This is a genomic window from Glutamicibacter soli (genome assembly GCF_003309065.1).
Taxonomy (GTDB): domain Bacteria; phylum Actinomycetota; class Actinomycetes; order Actinomycetales; family Micrococcaceae; genus Glutamicibacter; species Glutamicibacter soli.
In genome coordinates, this window is record NZ_POAF01000004.1 from 87,958 (window position 1) to 106,553 (window position 18,596).

The following is an 18,596-nucleotide window of genomic DNA, read 5'->3' on the forward strand; positions in this document are numbered from 1 at the left end:
TCCGCGCGTGTTACTTGGCGGAGAACTCGCCGATCTGCAGGCCGTACGGACGATCAGGATTGGCTCCCGAGGCCCGCCGAGGCAGATCGGTGACATTCAGGAAGATGTACTGGCCTTCCATGAAGTCCTTGTCCCCATCCTTGACCGGTACCGTGACCGACGGCCCGGAGAAGGAACCCTTGGCCACGGACGTGGCGCTGCCCAGATCATCCGAGCTGCCCACGAGAATTTCGTAGGCGCCACCGGTGGCGTTCAGGCCGTCCAGCGAGATCTCGGAAACAGCCGACTTCTCTTCAAGTTCGAGGATGAAAACCATGTTCGAGGCGAATCCGCCGAAGTTTCCTGTGGTGTACGAGAAGGACTTGTAGCTGCTCGAGGCGTTGCCGTCAGTCATCTTCGACAAGGTATCGTCGGTTGCCGAGTTCAATTCCTGGTTGCCCGGAACCAGTCGTGAGACGTCGGCGATGGCCGGTGCCGGCAGCGATGGAGCCTCGGATTCCTCAGGGGTCTTGGACTCACCCGGGGTGGTTGGAGCTTCGCTGGTGGTCGTGGCGCCGTTGTTTTCGGCCACGTTGTCCTTGTCGCCACCCAGGAAGTTGAAGGCGAAGACCACACCGATGACCAGGACGATCACCAGTACGGCGCCGACCAGCAGGCGGGTGCCGCGTGAGGTGCTCTCCTCGTCGTCCACCTGCTCGACGTCCTGATTCTGCACCGGGGCGTTCTTGGCCGCTGCCGGGAAGGTTGAGGCCTTGGATGCAGCAGCACCGGCTGCGACGCCGGCAGCCGCCGCTGCGGCCTTCTTCTTGGCGTCGTTCGAGGCGGCGGCAGGCTTGGGCTGCTGGGCCTTAGGCTGCTGCTTCTGCTGCTGGGGCCTGGATTCTTCAGGTTTGGTCTTGGAAGCCTGGCCCTTGGACTGTGCCGCGGCGGCCAAGGCAGCTGTCGCGGTGACGTTGGGCTCGTCCTTGTCATCCAGCCGGGTCACCTTCGGCTTGGAAGCCCCGGGCTGCGCCGGAGCCATCGGAGTGGCGGCAGTCGGAGGCACCTGGGCGTTGGGAGCGGTCTGGTCGTCGGCTTCTGCCGGCGCCTCAGCCTGCTGGTAGTCGTCCTGCTGGTAGTCCGAGTCGTCGTAGACGTCCTCGGCAGGCTGCTGGTTCTTCTTGCCGAAGCGGTTCTTGAAACCGGCGAAACCGTTGGACAGCGCGGTGCCGACCTTGCCCTGCTGCTCGGGAGCGTCCTCGTAGCGCAGGTTCTCGTAGTACTCGGCGTCGTCTTCGTAAGTCTGGGGGACGGATTGGCGTGATTCGCCGAAGATCTCGGTACCCAAGGTGTCGGTGAAGAACGGTTCCACGTACGGGGCGTCGTCCGTTTCCAGCACCAGGTCCAGCATGTCCGAGGAGCGGGCCACGTTGGCGACCAGATAGGTCTGATTCGAATCGGTGATGCCCAAATCCAGGACCTGGACGTTGGCCGTACGTTCGCCCATGGCGATTTCACGGGCGCTGGTGGCCAGCTGGGAGGAATTGTGAACCGATGCCACCATGATGCTCACCGCGCGGTTGAGCACCTGATCGATGCCGCTCAGGACCAGATCGCCTTCTGCGGACGACAAGACGGTCTCGGTGACCTGGTAACGGCCGCTGAGAACGGAGCCGACATCGATTGGCTGCGACACGTGCATCTCCAAGGGGTTGGTTTGCGGTTCGATGGCAGTGAGGCACCGCCATCTGCCATGTTACCTGCCGAGGTCCGTGGATTGGTGCCTATTCGGGCAGAATCACCGTGGTTCTTCGCGGTGTCTGCGCTACCGCTTGAGTCCCGGGATTCGGCGCAGCAGGGGGCCCAGGAACCCGTCCAGTTCAGGAACCTTGGTCTTGTAGAGCAAACCGATGAAGACCACGGCCATGACGCCGCCCACGACGACCACCGTGATGATGGCGGTGATCAGCGAGTCGTAGGCGAATCCGAAGTTGAAACCGCCCATGAGCCACAGCACCAGACAGCCCACCAGGGCTGAAACGGTGGCCATCCAGCCGATGCGCACGTAGGTGTCGATGACCCCGGTGATGCCGTAGTCGCCGTACCGGCATTTGACCAGGTAGTGCGTGCCGATCGCGCCGAGCACGTTGGTCAGGCCGTAGATGAACGCGATGGCGGAGGCGATGTGCAGCGGGTCGACCACGGCGGCCGCGGTGAACGCGAGCACCAGGCCCAGGGCGGCGGTGGCCGTCTGGATCAGCATCGGGGTGCGGGTGTCCTCGTCGGCGAAGAACACGCGCAGCATGAAGAACTGCAGGGACTTGAACGGCAGGCCCAGCGCGGTCAGCACCAGCAGCTGGCCCAGCGCACCGGCGGCCTGCGCGGCGTACTCGGAGTTGCCGGCGAACAGGCGTCCCAGCGGGCCGGCGAGCACGATGAAGACCAGCGTGCAGAAGACGATGGGAATCGCGGTCGAACGCATGCCCTGGCTGAGCAGGCCGCCGACGTCCTTGCGGCGGTTCTCATGGAAGGCGCGGGTGAAGTCATTGAACAGCACGGTGGCGACGGTCAGCGCGAACAGCGAGTGCGGCAGCACGGTGATCAGCTGCGAGGTGTTCAGCGCGTACTCGCCGGCCACGGAGGCAGCCTGTTCGGGAGGCAGCTCGGTACGCGCCGCGGTCGCGGCGGAGACGATCTTTGAGTACAGCAGCGAGGAGACGTTGCCGATGACCATGGCGGCCAAGGTCCAGATGGCCAGCTTGCCCACGTGTCGCAGTCCCATGCCGCGCCAAGAGAAATCGAGCTTGAGCTTCAGCCCGGTCTTCTTCAGGGGCCACAGCAGCACAACCGACTGCATCACGATGCCCAACGTCGCTCCGCCGGCCAGCCAGATGGTTTTGCCGGTGGTCCAGGTATCCATCGGGTCGCCGGAGGAGTAGGCACCGAAGGTGATGATGAATGCGCCGATGACCAGCAGCTGGATGATGTTGTTGACCGCAGGGGCCCACATGAACGCCGCGAACCTGCCGTGGGCGTTGAGCACCTGACCGAGCACCGCGTACAGGCCGTAGAAGAAGACCTGCGGCAGCGACCAGTAGGCGAAGGCCGTGCCCAGCACGATCATCGGCTCGGTCCAGTTGTGGGTCAATGCCACGATCAGGGGCCTGGCGCACAGCGTGAGGATCACGGCCATCGCGCCCATGACAACCATCGTGAGGGTGATGAGCTTGGAGGTGTAGGCGGCGCCCCGGTCCGCGGCCTTGGAGGCCTTGATCAGCTGTGGGATCAGCACCACGTTGAAGATGCCGCCGGCCAGCAGCATGAAGATGATCGTCGGGATGACGTTCGCCTTCTCGAAGATGTCCGCCACCGAGGTCACCGAGCCAATGGCCATGGCCAGCAGCGCCGTGCGCACGAAGCCCAGGATTCGGGACACCAGGGTGCCCGAGGCCATCAGGGCATAGACCTTCGACCTGGAACCGCCGGAGGCGGCCGGGGTCTTGGCTGCCGGTTCGGGAACCATTTCCAAAGCTCCGGTTACCGGGTGGTCGGAGCCCTGAAAGGAATTAGGAACCTGAGACATACTTCGTTAGAACCTCGCGTGCCAGTTCTGCAATCCGGCGCTCATTGGGGAAGGACAGGCGTTTGCCCAGGGCATCGAGCGGCACCCAGGCAACATCCACGGCTTCGTGATCGGGATCGTTCTCGATGGTCAGATGCCCGCCGGTGGCTTCCAGTAGGAAATGGTGCACGGTCTTGTGCACCCGATAATTCGTCACGGTGAACCAGTAGTCAACCGAACCTAGGGGTGCGAGGATCTGCCCGGCGATGCCGGTTTCCTCCTCGATTTCGCGGATGGCCGCTTCCTCGTTGGTTTCTTCGCCTTCCGGGTGGCCCTTGGGCAGGCACCATTCAAGGCGTCCGCCACGGTTGTAGCGCGCGATGATCGCCACCGGAAAATCCGGTTTCTCGAAGTCGATGACGATGCCTCCGGAGGAGACTTCCTCGACGGTTGGCAGACTCGTGTGACCGCCAGTTGCCTGCGCGCGGGCCATTGACGCAGTCAACGGCGTGCGCTTTGGGGCAGACGGGATCGGTCGGTTCATGAATCCACTCTATCTAGAAAGTGCCCTCCTTCGCCTTATCGACGTGGGCAAGTAAGTGATCTCGCTGGCAATGTCACTGATTTTTGAAGCAAACTCGCGGGATTTCTGGCACGCTTAAGGAACTATGCATGCACTCCCCACTCATGACGCGCTGCGTCAAATCCTGCCTTCGGTCATTTTTGAGCTCGCCGACCGATTCGTCCGGGCAGGTCATGAGCTATCCCTGGTGGGCGGTCCGGTCCGCGACCTGTACCTTGGCAGGGTTTCGCCCGATCTCGACTTCACCACCAGCGCACGGCCCGAGGAAACCTTGAAGATTGTTTCCGGCTGGGCGGACAATACCTGGGATGTGGGTCGGGAGTTCGGCACCATCGCCTTCAAGAAGGGCGAGCACACCCTTGAGGTCACGACCTACCGAGCTGATGCCTATGACAAGGATTCCCGCAAGCCGGTGGTGGCCTTTGGCGACAACCTGCATGATGACCTTTTCCGCCGCGACTTCACCATGAATGCCATGGCGCTGCGCCTGCCGGAGCTGGAGCTGGTTGACCCATTTGACGGCGTCTCGTCGCTGACCGACCAGCAGATCCGCACTCCCGGTTCGCCGGACATCTCCTTCTCTGACGATCCGCTGCGCATGATGCGCGCGGCACGTTTCGCCTCGCAGCTGAAGATCGAAGTGAGCTCGGAAGTACGTCAGGCCATGAGCGAAATGACCGATCGCATCGAGATCATCTCCGCCGAGCGCGTGCGCGATGAGCTGGTCAAGCTGATCAACGGAGCGGATCCCCGCGCGGGCATCGATCTGCTGGTGGATACCGGCCTTGCCGATCGTGTTCTGCCCGAGGTCTCTGCCCTGCGTCTGGAAATCGACGAACACCACCGCCACAAGGATGTGTACCAGCATTCGCTGACGGTGCTCGAGCAGGCCGTGGAACTTGAAACGGATGCGGAAGGCGCTGTGCCCGGTCCGGACTTCATTCTGCGCTTCGCCGCGCTCATGCACGACGTGGGAAAGCCGGCGACCCGGAAGTTCGAGCCTAGCGGCGCAGTATCTTTCCGCCATCACGACATGGTTGGCTCCAAGCTGGTCAAGGCGCGCATGCGCGCCCTGCGTTTCGACAAGGACACCACCAAGGCGGTGGCTCGCCTGGTCGAGCTGCACATGCGATTCTACGGCTACGGAGACGCCGGATGGACCGACTCGGCGGTGCGCCGCTACGTGACGGATGCCGGCAGTCTGCTGGAGCGGCTACACCGGCTGACCCGCTCGGACGTCACGACGCGCAACCGGAGGAAGGCAGAACGGCTCGCCTTCGCCTACGACGACCTCGAGGCGCGTATCGCTGCCATTGCCGAGCAGGAAGAGCTTGATTCGATCCGCCCGGACTTGGGCGGCGAGCAGATCATGGCTATCCTCGGAATTCGCCCGGGCCCGGTAGTAGGCCGAGCCTACAAGTTCATGCTGAACCTGCGTCTTGACGAAGGCGTGCTGGGTGAGGAAATCGCCAGCGAGCGACTGCGCCAATGGTGGGCGCAGCAGCCGGAGTCCCAACCGAGCGTTACTGAATAGTAGCGTCTGACTAGTTTGATAACGGAGAGCCTGATTCCCTGCGGGAAATCAGGCTCTCCGTGTTCCCAGCTGAAATTTGCTTAAATAAAATATTGAAATAGCTGGCGTAGGTGCATTTGCCCATGTATGCTGAATACTGTGATTGGGAAGTCTCAATGAGAATTCCGAATCGAAAAGTTATCCAAATACAGTCTCGCGTTGAACGCGATTGACTCAGAGCAGATTTCAGGAGGTGGGACACGATGAATATGAATCAGACCTTTATGACCGATCGCCCGGTGCGATCCGGCAATGGCATTTCTGCGCCCAATGGCCATCGCTTCGTCTCCCCAACCTCCGGAACAGCGGATTCCTAAAATCATCTAGGCATCACGACATAGTTCCTGAGGTTGAAAGTCAGTAATCGACTCGCACCTTAGGAACTTTTTTCATGTCTGCTCCACTTTTCGCCACGGCAGCCCAACGCGCAGTTCGGACCTCGGAACTAATCTTCGCTGGACCGGAAAGCCTGAAGGCTCGTGCAATCTCTACAACCCGTCAAGATCTTCCTTCACCTCTGACCATGCGCGAAAGGAGGGAAAGCAAATGACAAGACGCCAGGACAAGCGAAAGAACAAATACCTTGATAGCGCCGAATTCAGCCGTAACATGCGCCAGCGTGAGTTGAAGAACCACGTGCCGCCAGAAATGTACTTCCGCATTCGATAAGTACTGATAACGCCATTACCGTTATCAGCACCATCGAACCAAGGAGTACGTTATGAACTCGCCGATCAATTCTCAGAGGCCCGCCGGCCTGCAAGCCGGCGGGCTTCCCGCATTAATGGATAGATGCGGATGGCCGTCGGAATCGGAACGAACAAGGCCCCATCTCGGATTTGAATCAAATACTGCGGCAACAACAACAGCCGGTGCTGAAATCAAGGATTTCAGCACCGGCTGTTGAATTGGCGAAGCTTAGCGCTCGACGTCTCCGCGGATGAAGGCTTCGACCTTCTGGCGGGCGCTCTCGTCGTCGTACTGCTCTGGTGGCGACTTCATGAAGTAGCTGGATGCCGACAGGATCGGTCCGCCGATACCGCGGTCCAGCGCGATCTTGGCGGCGCGCACGGCGTCGATGATGACACCAGCGGAGTTCGGGGAATCCCAGACCTCCAGCTTGTATTCGAGATTGACCGGGGCATCGCCGAAGTTGCGGCCCTCGAGGCGCACGAATGCCCACTTGCGGTCGTCAAGCCAAGCAACATAGTCCGACGGGCCGATGTGCACGTCGTCCTCGCCCAGTTCGGCCGAGGTGTTGGAGGTGACGGCCTGGGTCTTGGAGATCTTCTTGGATTCCAGGCGATCGCGCTCGAGCATGTTCTTGAAGTCCATGTTGCCGCCGACGTTGAGCTGGTAGGTGCGGTCGAGCACCACGCCGCGGTCTTCGAACAGCTTGGCCATCACACGGTGCGTGATGGTGGCGCCGATCTGGGACTTGATGTCGTCGCCCACGATCGGAACGCCTGCATCAGTGAACTTCTGGGCCCACTCCGGGGTACCTGCGATGAACACCGGCAGGGCGTTGACGAAGGCAACGCCAGCGTCAATGGCGCACTGTGCGTAGAACTTCGCGGCCTGCTCGGATCCAACCGGCAGGTAGCAGACCAGTACGTCGACCTTGTCGTCCTTCAGGGTCTGGACAACATCGACCGGCTCGGATGCCGATTCTTCGATGGTCTGGCGGTAGTACTTGCCCAGGCCGTCCAGGGTGTGGCCGCGCTTGACGGTCACGCCAGTGGTGGGGACATCGGCAATCTTGATGGTGTTGTTCTCGCTGGCGAGAATTGCCTCGGACAGATCGAGGCCGACCTTCTTGGCGTCGACATCAAAGGCGCTGACGAATTGCACGTCGCCGACGTGGTATTGGCCGAACTGCACATGCATCAAACCGGGAACGGTGGAATCTGCATCGGCATTCCGGTAGTACTCGACACCTTGGATGAGTGAAGTGGCGCAGTTACCTACGCCAACGATGGCAACGCGAATCGGGTTCGCCGACACATGAACTCCTTATTGAAATGTATAAACCTCCGGGCAACTGGGCGCGCAGAAGACGCGGCACAGAGATATGCCCCTACTGATCTTAAGTCCTCAGGACCCGGAAACATTCCCGGAATTGCCGGTAAATGCAGTAGTTGGCGCTCGAATGTCCGAATACGGGCGTGATTCGAGCAATGCAATGATTGCCCATGACGTTAAATAACTGGCATTTTGTACAGGTGTGTAAGGCTGTTAACTGATGACAGTGACCATTTTGTTAGCGATAAATAACTGTCAGTATCAAAACGAATTTTGCTCATGACGAAGATTTGAGGTCTTGCCGGCCATCGTTGTTCAGGAATCTTCTAATTTTCTGCAGTATGCGCACTACGGGCGTGGGAAGCGCTGTGCGCAGCCGCTGACGCATCGGCTGGTTCCTGACCAACGCAAGAATTTCAGCGTCGGTCACCAGCCGGCCTTGACGGGCCTGATAAGCCAAGATCGACATCGACTCGTGAACACTGCCGTCCATCCGGTGGAAATAATTCTCCCTTAACCAGGCCTTGGCGGGAACCGGGAAATTGAGAGCTTCGAGCTCATCCATGGTGCCGAGAATGTTCGATCCGCGGAAAACCTCATTGATCATCTGTTCGTTCACACCGAAATCCGAAAGGATCATTGTTGGCAGTCCTCGATCCAATGACTCGAGCGCGGCAGTCGACGATACTGTCACTAGCGCGCTGCCGGGCGTCAGCGCGTTGGACATTGTGCCGGTTTCGAATCTCAGGTGGGAATGAGGCCCCAGCCTGCCGGCGGCCTGAAGCTCGTCGCAGAGCTGATCATAGGGGAATGCTTCAAGATGCGTCTGCGGTTCTCCTGCACGGGCCCGCAACTTGACGACCACTTCGAGACCTGGGTTCAGCCGTGCGGCCCGCTCGAGGGCCAGCAGGATTTTTTCGCGATCTTCTCGGGTGTAGGGAACTTTTGCCTGCGGAGCGAAAACGACCCTCCGGATCTCGCCATGGGTCACCGGCGGGAACCCGGCCGAATACAGGAATGGCAGCTTGCTGACCATGATGGTCGGATGGTGACCCGGCTGTTCCTCCGTCATGAACGAGAAATCCCGGGCCTCGGCGTGCGAATGGCAGATGAACGCATCCCCGGCGCGGCGGTAGTTCCATCCCTTCGCAGTAGCCGGGTAGGCGACACCGGGGAGCGCGGAGACCAAGGCGGTACGGCGCGCCTGCGCCGGCTCCGAGCGCAGGATCCGCGAATAGGCTTCGGCGACCACCGGCCCGGTGGCCGCGGCGAACACGATGTCCTCGGGGATCGAATCCGCATTCAGCTGATGCAGCGTCATGAATTGCAGGTCTCGCTGGTCCAAGCTAGTTCCGGCGAACGCCGCGGCAATCTGTTCCTCGGTAGGCATCACCGGTGTGCGAACCAGGGCAACCCGACGGTCCCACGCAGGGCCGAGCCGGTCCAGGAAGGTCACTGCCAGCTTCAGGTAGGAATCAGAATCGGCGATGGCGAGAATGGATGGATTCACGAACATTTCAAACCTTCAGAGAGCTGGAAAGGTGTTCGCGCAGCGGCACCGGGGTTGACTCAGTCCACCATGATTCCGGGACTGCTTGGGGATAGAGCTGCCGCGCGTCATTGCCCAGCAGCAGGCGCAGGGACGGGATGACTGTCGAAGGCAGTGCGCGGATTTCCTGGCCGGGACGCAGCACACGCAACCGCATCTCGATCGGAACCGTGTGCTGCTTGGGCACAACGTTTCTGATCTGGCTGATCTTCTCCAGGAATTCTGCGGTTTCGCGGCGGTGCGGAAAATACGCGACCGGACCGTCTGCGGCGATGGACTTGATCCATTGGAGATAGGGCTCCTCATGGATCAGGCCGTCGGCCGCCATGGCGGAGCCTATCAGCAGCGTCGGCTCGGTGAAGCGTTCGGCCACCGGCTGGGTCGAAAGCCATTCGAACTTATGCTGCGCAAATTTGATGCCCAGCTCGGCCATGCGGCGCTGGGTGTCGGGGGAGACCAGCAGCGCGGAGACGATCAGCAACCGGCCCTCGCGGGCCAGCTGGCGCAGCCGGTGCCACATGGCCAGGCCCATGGCGGTGCGCGCGGCGGAATTCCTGGCACGAGCGCGGACCAGTGGGGCCGGTTCCTCGGCCACCAGCTGGTTGATCAATGCCAACGTGGCCAGGCCGTCGTCGATGATGACAACTTCCTTGGCTTTCACCCCGGCCAGCAGCGCGCGCTGGACCTTGCCCGAGTAGGCGTCCCCGGCGACGAAACGGTCGGTGGAGGACTTCGGCGCCGGCGGCTTCCGCGCAGCCTGCACGAATTCCACACCGGCCGGCGCCTGGGCCAACAGGGCCTGAGTCGTGGCTTCCAACGGCATACCCTGCCGCGGCACGATGCGCACCTCATGGCCCAGCAGGCCGGCCGCGTGGGTCTCCACCGCGGAGAGCAGCTGCAGCGGGGACTCCACCCAAACCGAGGCCGCGCCGAAGCGCGGGCGCGGCACCTCGGAAGTGTCGTGGCGGGACAGATTAATGGACATGGAACGGGAGAATCCTTCGCTGCGGACGGCGACGGTCATTGGGCCAGGCGGCTCAGCGACTTGGACAAGGAATCCAGCCCCTTGGAGCCGCGGCGCAGCACGTGGCGCGAGGCCCCGCGGACCTTCGAGGGCAGGCTACGGCGGGCCGGCAGATGGGCCCAGAGCGGCGGGAGCCCCAGCTTGGTGATCCGGCGGCGCTTGAAATGCGCCGAGAACTCGGCATAGTGCTCTTCCAGGAAGGCCGACGCTTGATCACGCAGGTGCGGGACCCGGGCCGACTGCATGCAGAAGGAAACCGCGGCCAGCAACCTCGAGAGCATGTCCTGCCCGGCCAAGTCCCCGCTGTCCCGGGGGACCGGCAGGTCTTGGACGAACAAGGCATGGATGATCGACAGCGGGATCCGGTTCGAGTTCTCGTACGGCGCCAGCGCCTGCAACATCATGCCGGTGCCCACGGCGCGCACCTCGGTATCCAGGATGTAGCGGGCGGTGGCCAGGCCCGTGGAGAAGCAGGAGACCACCAGCTGCGGCCGGGCCAGCGCGATCACGGTTTCGGCCAGGTGGTCGGTGCGCAGCAGCCGGAATTCAAGCCCCAGGTCCGCGGCGGCCTGGGCCAGCCGGACGGCGGCAGTGGGGCTGGCCGAGGGGTGGGCCTTGAACAGCACGGTGTCCAGCCCCGCGGCGCCGACCTCGCGCAGCATCTGCAGGTGCAGCTCGAATTCCTCCTCGGAATCCAGCAGCCCCAGCGAGCCGAGGTACTGCCCGAGCACCAGCGCCGCGCCCTGCGGCAGCTCGAGTCTTGCCTGCGCGGCCAGCTGCTCGAACACGACGGCCAGCGCGGAGGCCGGCAGCACCTCGCGCAGCGGGTTAAGCTCGGCCAGCAGCGCCGGCTCGAGCCCCGGCACCAGGTCCACGTGCAGGGTGCGGGTGATGCGCTGGCGCAGCGGCATGGCCAGGCGGTTGCGGGTGGGCCCGTAGGACATCAGCCCGTCCGAGTGCACCCAGATTTCCGCGTCGAAGAAGATCCTGGCCAGCGCCTGCGACGGGTTGACCTGGATGGATTCCAGCACCAGCAGCAACGGCTCGTCGTCCAGGTCCCAGGCGTCGCGCAGCAGCCGCTCGAAGACCATCAGCTCGTCCTCGCGCGGGTTGAACTGCGCGGGGCGGCGCGGGGCCATCAGCTGCGCGTAGTCGACCACGCGGTCGAAGCGCGCGGCGAGCTGCTCGAAGCCGGGGGAGTCCTGCAAGGGTGTGGTCAGCTCCGGCACCTGGGAGCCGTTGGCCAGCACCAGGATGCGCTCGTCAGCGGCCGGGAGCAGGCCTGCATCGGCCATGGCGGCCAGGGAAGCGAGCTGGAAATAGCTGCTGGCCTCGACTAATGCGATCACTTGGCGGCTCCGATCGTTCCGGGCTGCAGGAAGGAGAGGATATGGCGGCGGCGGGCCACATCCATCTCGAGCGCTACCTGCAGGGCGGACTGCGGGTCGATCGAGGTGAAGACCTGGCGCAGCTGCTGCTTCATGGCCAGCCGCACGGCCGGCGGGTAGTGCTTGGCGCGCTTCTCGTGGTGGCAGACGATCGCGAAGAACTGGCGCAGCGCCTTGGGCAGATGGCGCTCGGCGTCCGGGTGGCTGCGCACGGCGGCCAGAATCCGCTCGTAGGCGGGGATGAACCCGAGCTGGCGTTCGTCGAATACCTGGGTCAGCGAGCCGGGCAGCCCGCGGCGGTAGAACACGCTAGGGGAGGAGACCACTGCATAGCGTGTGGTGCCCAGGTGCGCCTTCCACAGCCACAGCCGGTCCTCGGCGCTGCTCAGGTCCGCGTCGAAGTAGAACAGGCCGCGCTGGCGCATCAGCTCGGTGCGGTACATGCCCGCCCAGACGAACGCGTAGTCGACCATGGAGGGCGAATCGATCGGCTCGATGTCGTCCGCCGGATTCAGCGGCATGCCGCGCAACGCCTGCGGGGCGCGGTGGATGACCCGGTTGGTGCCGGTGACGCGCACGTGGTCGCTGCGCACGAAGTCCACGTGCAGCCCGGTCAGCGCGTCGGCCAGCACGGCCAGGTGCTCGGGGCTGTACCAGTCGTCGGGATCCAGGAAGGTGAAATACTCGCCGGTCGCCAGCTGCAGCCCGGCGTTGCGGGCCGCGGAAACCCCTGCATTCTGCGACAGCCGGACCAGCCGCAATCTGGGCAGCGAGTTGTTGAAGCTTTCCACCAGCGCGGCGGTTGCATCGGTGGAGGCATCGTCCACCACCAGCACCTCGAGGTCCCAGCGGCCCAGCTTCTGCCGGGCCAGCGAGGCCAGCGCATCGCAGATGTACGCCTCCTGGTTGTAGGCCGGGATGACCACGGAGATGCGGCCGGGGGTCAAGCTCGTCATTGCTGCTCGGCTTCCTTGTGTTCGGTGCTGGTGGAGGTGGATAACACCTAAGCGGCCGGACCGGGATGGTCCGGCCGCCGGGGACTGCGGTGCGGGAACTGCCTAGCCGTCCACGCGGCGCAGGCGGGACAGCGGGGCCAGCTCGCCCGGGAAGACCTTCTTCACGCCGTCGCCCATGGCTTCTTCCAGGATGCGGATGTCGCGGATCAGCGAGGCGAAGCCCTTCGGCTCGAGGCTGGAGGCCTGGTCCGAGCCCCACATGGTGCGGTCAAGGGTGATGTGGCGTTCCACGGTCACCGCGCCCAGGGCGACGGCTGCCAGCGAGATCTGCAGGCCGCGCTCGTGGCCCGAATAGCCCACCGGCACCTGGTAGCGGTCGCGCAGGGTCTCGATCATGCGCAGGTTGGCCTCTTCCGGAGGCAGCGGGTAGGTGCTGGTGGCGTGCATCAGCACCAGGTTGCTGGTGCCCAGGGTCTCCACCGCCTTGTCGATCTGCTCGATGGTGGACATGCCGGTGGACAGGATGATCGGCTTGCCGGTTTCGCGCAGGGCGGTGAGCAGCTCGATATCGGTGACCGAGGCGGAGGCGACCTTGTGGGTCACCGCGCCCTGCTCCTCCATGAATTCGACGGACGGGACGTCCCATGGGGAGGCGAAGGCGTGCAGGCCCTTGGACGCGGCGTAGGAGATCAGCTCCTTGTACTGCGCGGCGTCGAACTCCACGCGGTAGCGGTAGTCCAGGTAGGTCATCTCGCCCCACGGGGTGGAGCGGATCTTGTCGCGCATGTCCAGCGGGGTGGAGATCTCCGGGGTGCGCTTCTGGAACTTCACCGCGTTGGCGCCGGCCTCGGCGGAGATGTCGATCAGCTGCTTGGCGATCTCCAAGTCGCCGTTGTGGTTGATGCCGATCTCGCCGATCACGTAGACCTGCTGTCCTGCGCCGAGCAGGTTCTCGCCGATGGCTACCGGCTTGATGTCAGTGGTAATCGAGGTCATGGTACTGCCTTTCAGTGGGTGAAATGTGTAAATTCTTGGGTTGCCGCACCGGTTTCGGCGCGGGCTGCGAGCACCAGCTCGGCCAGTTCCCGCACCGCTCCGTGCCCGCCGTTGCGGGCCAGGGTCAGCCGGGCTGCCTGGGCCACCTGCGGCTGGGCGTCTGCCACGGCCACCGGCCAGCCGACCAGGGACATGGCGCCCAGGTCGTTCACGTCGTTGCCGACGTAGGCCACGCGGGCCGGGTTGATGGATTCGTCGGCCAGCCAGCGGGCCAGGTATTCGGCCTTGTTATCGATGCCGTGCGCCACCTCGACCTTCAGCTTGGCGGCGCGGGCCGCGACCACGGGGTTCGCTTCCTTGGACAGGATCAGGAACTTCACCCCGGCGGCGCGCAGCCGGGCGACGCCCATGCCGTCCGAGCGGGATACCCGCACGGCTTCGGTGCCGAACTGGTCGACGTAGGCGGTGTCTTCGGTGTGCACCCCGTCGAAATCGGTGACCACCGCGTCCACCAGCACCGGGTCAAGATGCTGCTCCTCCTGCAGGGAGGCCAGCAGCAGGTCCGCTTCGGTGTCGATGTCGATCCCGTGCTCGGCAGGGACTTGATGCACCGCTACACGTCCGAAGAAGCGGTGGTTCGCGGCCAGGAAGCCTTTCGAGTCCATGGCGTAGAACGCGCCGGTTTCGCGGAAGCGCGGTTCGCGGTCCTGCCGGCGGGGCCTGACGGACATGTCGTGGCCTACCGCTTGGGCGAGCCCAGCGGCATCCAGCGACCAGTGGAAGCCGTGGTCGGCGACGGCGGCGAAGCTGACGTCCAGTTCGCCGCGCAGCACCCGGTTGACCGCCGCGTCCAGATCCGTCGGATCGATGAACGGGCTGGTGCATTGGATGAAGACGGTGGCCTGCGGCAGGTCCGGTTCGCGTTCAAGCACGTGGACCAGGACCGATTCGCTGGTGGCGGTGTCGCCGGCGATTTCTGCCGGGCGGTCCACCACGCGGGCCCCGTAGGCCAAGGCTTCGGCCTTGATCCCGGGATGGTCGGTGCTCACCACAACATCGCTGACTGAGGCTGCGGCCTGGGCGGATTCGATGGCGCGTCCCAGCAGGGACTTGCCGTGGATCCGGCGGAGGTTCTTAAGCTCGATGCCCTTGGATCCTCCCCGTGCGGGGATGATGGCCAGGACCTGCGGCTGATTGGTGTTGCTCACGAATTCGACGTTAAACACCCGAGTTAACCACCCGGGTGCGCTGAGGTAAACGCAGGGTGAAGTGCGGGTTTAATTACCTGTTGGTTCGCTGGAGGCCTTGCCGTCCCCTCTTCGGTGCCATGTCTCCGGACCTTCCGGGGGCCTGGCCGCACCGGGGAATCCGTCGGGGTATTTCGCGGCCCCGCATCGGCGCGTGGACCGCGGCGCCCGTAATTTTGTGAACCCAAGTGATGAAACATGAGCTGGCGGCGCCGTTCAAATAGGCCCAGCTACTAGGCTGGAGGGTATGCGCGAGTCTAAGCAGCCACAGTCCACCCGGGGCCCGTTGCGGATCACCGTGCCCTCGAGGGCCGACGGGTTTCTGCGCCAGTTCACCGCCGTGATCGGCGGGCCGCTGGGCAGGCACAGCGACCCCGGACGGGTGAACCCCGGATTCTTCACGGTGGAACGCGTGCTGATCCTGATGACCATCGCGGCATCGCTGCTGATGCTGCTGGCCAAGAACCCCTGCCGCGTCAACGGCTGGGGCGGCAGCAATCCCTATCTCTACGCCTGCTACAGCGACTGGGTGCCGCTGTTCGGGGCCCGCGGCTTCGCTGAGAACCCGTGGGTGCCGTTCTCGGCGCAAGCGCAGTTCGAGTATCCGGTGCTGATGAGCGCGGTCGCCTCCGTGGTGGCCTGGCTGGTTCCCGAGGGGGCCGCCAACCGCTCGCTGATCTACTTCGACATGAACCTGGTCCTCGTGGCGATCCTGTGGATCGTCACCGTTGTCTGCACCCTGCGCATGGGAGGGCGCCGCCCGTGGGACGCCGCCATGGTGGCCATCGCCCCGGGCATCATCCTGGCCGGGAGCATCAACTGGGACATGTGGGCAGTGGCCCTGCTGGCCCTGGGCATGCTCAGCTTCGCGCGCAGGCACACGGTGCTGGCGGGCATCCTCATCGGCCTTGGCGCCGCCATGAAGATCTACCCGTTCTTCGTGCTCGGCGCGGTGCTGGTGATCGCGGTGCGCACCGGAAAACTCAAACCCTTCTGGGTCACGGCCGGCACCGCGACGCTGACTTGGGCCCTGGTCAACCTGCCCTATGCGCTGGCCTACCCGGACTCGTTCAAGCACTTCTTCGCCTTCTCCTCCGAACGCGGCGCCGGCTTCTCCAGCTTCTGGCACGTCTGGAACCTGCTGGCCGGCAAGTCCGAGGTGCTCGAGCCTGTCAACGCCGAGCAGATGTCCTTCTGGGGGCTGGCCATCTTCTTCCTGTGCTGCGCGGGCATCGCGGTGCTCGGCCTGCTTGCCAAGCGCACCCCGCGGCTGGGCTCGCTGGCATTTTTGATCGTGGCCTCCTTCGTCATGGTCAACAAGGTGTATTCGCCGCAGTTCGTCGTCTGGCTGATCCCGCTGTTCGCCCTGGCCCTGCCGCGCTGGCGTGAATTCGCGATCTGGATGCTGGTGGAAGTCGCCCACTTCTACGGGCTCTGGTTCTACCTGGACTCGCTGGACGCCGACGACATCCACAAGGTGTTCCCGGAAAACGGCTACATCTTCCTGGTCCTCGCCCACATGCTGATGCTGGCGTACCTGATGTACCTGGTGGCGCGTTCGGTGCTCGATCCGCGCCGCGATCCCATCCGCGCAGTGGGACAGGACGACCCGCTGGCCGGCCCGTTCGCCGGCATGCCCGACGCCTTCACCCTGCGCGGCTCGAGGGCCTGCGGGGCCCGGAACCCGCAGAAAGAAAAGGAACCAGTGGAATCCACAGGCCATCCCGAACCCGCATCGACCACCACGGGACCCACCGCATGAGCGCCGTAGCGGTCATCGGCTCCGGCCCGAACGGGCTGGCCGCCGCCGCGGTCGCCGCCCGTGCCGGGCTGGACGTCACCGTGTACGAGGCCAACGACACCCTGGGCGGGGCGGCACGCACCCAGCCGCTGGGCGGGTCGGCGGCCCGCTTCGATTTGGGCAGCGCGGTGCATCCCATGGCCCTGCAGTCCCCGGCGATGCGCGAGCTGGGGGTGCTGGACGCGGTGGACTTCATCATCCCGGAGCTGTCCTTCGCCCATGTGCTCGACGACCGCACCGCCTACGCCTGGCGGGACCTCGAGCGCACCGCGCAGGATCTGGGCGCCGGCGGGGCGCTGTACTCCCGGCTACTGTCTCCGCTGGTGCAGCGGATGGACGAGCTGGGCGACACCCTGCTCAACCCGCTGCTGAAGGTCCCCTCGCACCCGGTGACGCTGGCCGCCTTCGGCGCCAGCACCCTGGGCGGCATGGGGCTGAAGGACCTGTTCTCCTCGAAGCACGAACGGGCCGCGGCGCTGTACGCCGGTTGTTCCGCCCACGTGGCCGGGGGATCGCGCGGCCCGGCCAACGCGGGTGCGGGATTGTTCCTTGCGGCGGCGGCCCATGCCAAGGGCTGGCCCATTCCGCGCGGCGGATCCCAGGCGATTTCCGATGCGCTCGCCGAACAGGTCAAGGCCCGCGGTGGGCGCCTGCGCACCGGCCAGCGGGTCACCAGCCTCGGCCAGCTGCCCGAAGACATCGTCCTGTTCGACACGTCCGCGGAGATGGCCGGGCAGATCGCCGGAAACCGGCTGCCGTCCAAGCTGTCCAAGGCGCTGGCGGCCACACGTCGGTCTCCGGGCAGCTGCCTGGTCCATTACGTGCTCTCGGAGCCGGTGCCCTGGAAAGACCCGGTGCTGGCGCAGGCCGGGACCGTACACCTGGGCGGGACAGCCGCGCAGGTGGGCCGCGCGGAGCGCGAAGCCAAGCACCGCGCGCCGGGCAAGCCGTTCATGATCGTTTCCCAGCCTTCGGTCTTCGACGGCTCGCGCGCGCCGCACGGCCGGCAGGTTCTCTGGGCCTACTGCCATGTGCCGCTGGGCTCCCCTGCGGACATGAGCGGACAGATCCGCTCGATGATCGAGGCCGCCGCCCCGGGATTCAGCGAGCTGATCATCGAATCCCATGTAGTCACCGCGCAGGGGCTGGAAGCGCAGAACGCCGCGCTGGTGGGCGGCGATCTGTCCGGCGGCACCATGGACCTGTTGGGCAGCATCCGACGTCCGGTGATTTCAACCGATCCCTGGTACCTGGGCAGCAAGGGGCTGTACCTGGTCTCCTCGGCAGTCCCGCCCGGACCATCGGTCCACGGCATGGGAGGGTTCCTCGGCGCCAAGTCGATGCTGAAACGAGAATTCGGCATCACCTGGGAGGATTCCATGTAAGAGACGGTGCCAACAGGAAACAGCTGGTTCTGAAGGCTTTCGATTGGGCCTTGCATCCCACCGATAAGTATGACGAAGCCCTGCAGCATGGACGTGACTAGGGGCTTACGCAAACAACCTGACAATCTCGGGAGGGCAGGCGCGTGACCTTCTCGTGTAAACGGTTCCCGGCAAACCCTGCTTGACGCTGTCTGTGCCTGCTTCATTGCCTGATGACGTGCCTGGCGTGGTTGATCACGCTGGCGTTAATACTTACTGCGGATGTTTCACTCCTATTGGCGCGATCTCTTAGCTGAGCATGTTCACGGTGAAGAAACTCGTGCCAGCGGCGATCAGAAATAATGCTGGAATCCCGAGCCACCTGGGCAACATCACGGCTCCGCGAACACGTTCGCTAGAACTCGAATCGGAGCTTGAACGAGACTGTCCGAGAATGCTCAAAGTGAGCAATAACGCCGCGCCTGCAACCATGCAGATGATCCCATATGAAACATTCGATGACATGGGTTTAAAGGCTCTTAAAAGTTCAGC

14 protein-coding genes are annotated in these 18,596 nt (G+C 63.9%); 4 read left to right on the forward strand and 10 right to left on the reverse strand.

Features of this window, described 5'->3' with window-relative positions:
• Positions 1-10: 10 nt before the first annotated feature.
• From C1H84_RS09545 to C1H84_RS09555, 3 genes are all read right to left on the reverse strand, one after another.
• On the reverse strand, positions 11-1,675 hold the full coding sequence (locus C1H84_RS09545) for a hypothetical protein (protein WP_146956006.1): 1,665 nt from the start codon (positions 1,673-1,675) through the stop codon (positions 11-13).
• Positions 1,676-1,804: 129 nt separating this feature from the next.
• Positions 1,805-3,562: a murein biosynthesis integral membrane protein MurJ gene (gene murJ / locus C1H84_RS09550; RefSeq protein ID WP_244910871.1), complete on the reverse strand. Its 1,758-nt coding sequence runs from the start codon at positions 3,560-3,562 to the stop codon at positions 1,805-1,807.
• Positions 3,546-4,085 carry an NUDIX domain-containing protein gene (locus C1H84_RS09555; protein ID WP_047120557.1) on the reverse strand — a complete coding sequence of 180 codons (540 nt, stop codon included), beginning with the start codon at positions 4,083-4,085 and terminating at the stop codon, positions 3,546-3,548. The genes murJ and C1H84_RS09555 overlap by 17 nt, the downstream gene beginning before the upstream one ends.
• A gap of 124 nt (positions 4,086-4,209) precedes the next feature.
• On the opposite strand from C1H84_RS09555, the gene C1H84_RS09560 reads away from it, so the two are divergent.
• Complete coding sequence (locus tag C1H84_RS09560; RefSeq protein ID WP_053799276.1) at positions 4,210-5,658, forward strand: CCA tRNA nucleotidyltransferase; 1,449 nt, start codon at positions 4,210-4,212, stop codon at positions 5,656-5,658.
• A 585-nt stretch (positions 5,659-6,243) separates the two neighbouring features.
• Positions 6,244-6,366 (forward strand): hypothetical protein, encoded by a 123-nt coding sequence (locus tag C1H84_RS18635; protein ID WP_272926284.1) that lies wholly within the window; start codon positions 6,244-6,246, stop codon positions 6,364-6,366.
• A 249-nt stretch (positions 6,367-6,615) separates the two neighbouring features.
• Here C1H84_RS18635 and C1H84_RS09565 read toward each other — a convergent pair whose 3' ends face one another.
• From C1H84_RS09565 to C1H84_RS09595, 7 genes are all read right to left on the reverse strand, one after another.
• Positions 6,616-7,701 (reverse strand): inositol-3-phosphate synthase, encoded by a 1,086-nt coding sequence (locus C1H84_RS09565; protein WP_047120555.1) that lies wholly within the window; start codon positions 7,699-7,701, stop codon positions 6,616-6,618.
• A 295-nt stretch (positions 7,702-7,996) separates the two neighbouring features.
• Entirely contained in the window at positions 7,997-9,235 is a 1,239-nt protein-coding gene (locus C1H84_RS09570; RefSeq protein ID WP_113607278.1) for a DUF6716 putative glycosyltransferase, read from the reverse strand.
• A gap of 1 nt (position 9,236) precedes the next feature.
• A complete protein-coding gene (locus C1H84_RS09575) occupies positions 9,237-10,253 on the reverse strand; it encodes a hypothetical protein (RefSeq protein WP_113607396.1) in 1,017 nt (338 codons plus the stop codon).
• Positions 10,254-10,288: 35 nt separating this feature from the next.
• Positions 10,289-11,641, reverse strand: a complete 1,353-nt coding sequence (locus tag C1H84_RS09580) for a polysialyltransferase family glycosyltransferase (protein WP_113607279.1) — start codon at positions 11,639-11,641, stop codon at positions 10,289-10,291.
• Positions 11,638-12,636, reverse strand: a complete 999-nt coding sequence (locus tag C1H84_RS09585; protein ID WP_113607280.1) for a glycosyltransferase family 2 protein — start codon at positions 12,634-12,636, stop codon at positions 11,638-11,640. The genes C1H84_RS09580 and C1H84_RS09585 overlap by 4 nt, the downstream gene beginning before the upstream one ends.
• A gap of 102 nt (positions 12,637-12,738) precedes the next feature.
• Positions 12,739-13,632: an N-acetylneuraminate synthase family protein gene (locus C1H84_RS09590; protein WP_113607281.1), complete on the reverse strand. Its 894-nt coding sequence runs from the start codon at positions 13,630-13,632 to the stop codon at positions 12,739-12,741.
• An 11-nt stretch (positions 13,633-13,643) separates the two neighbouring features.
• Positions 13,644-14,840, reverse strand: coding sequence for an acylneuraminate cytidylyltransferase (locus C1H84_RS09595; RefSeq protein WP_113607282.1), 1,197 nt, complete (start codon positions 14,838-14,840; stop codon positions 13,644-13,646).
• A 286-nt stretch (positions 14,841-15,126) separates the two neighbouring features.
• Between C1H84_RS09595 and C1H84_RS09600 the strand changes: the two genes are divergently transcribed.
• Positions 15,127-16,641, forward strand: a complete 1,515-nt coding sequence (locus tag C1H84_RS09600; protein ID WP_113607283.1) for a glycosyltransferase family 87 protein — start codon at positions 15,127-15,129, stop codon at positions 16,639-16,641.
• Positions 16,638-18,065, forward strand: a complete 1,428-nt coding sequence (locus C1H84_RS09605) for a phytoene desaturase family protein (protein WP_113607284.1) — start codon at positions 16,638-16,640, stop codon at positions 18,063-18,065. The genes C1H84_RS09600 and C1H84_RS09605 overlap by 4 nt, the downstream gene beginning before the upstream one ends.
• Positions 18,066-18,596: the final 531 nt, after the last annotated feature.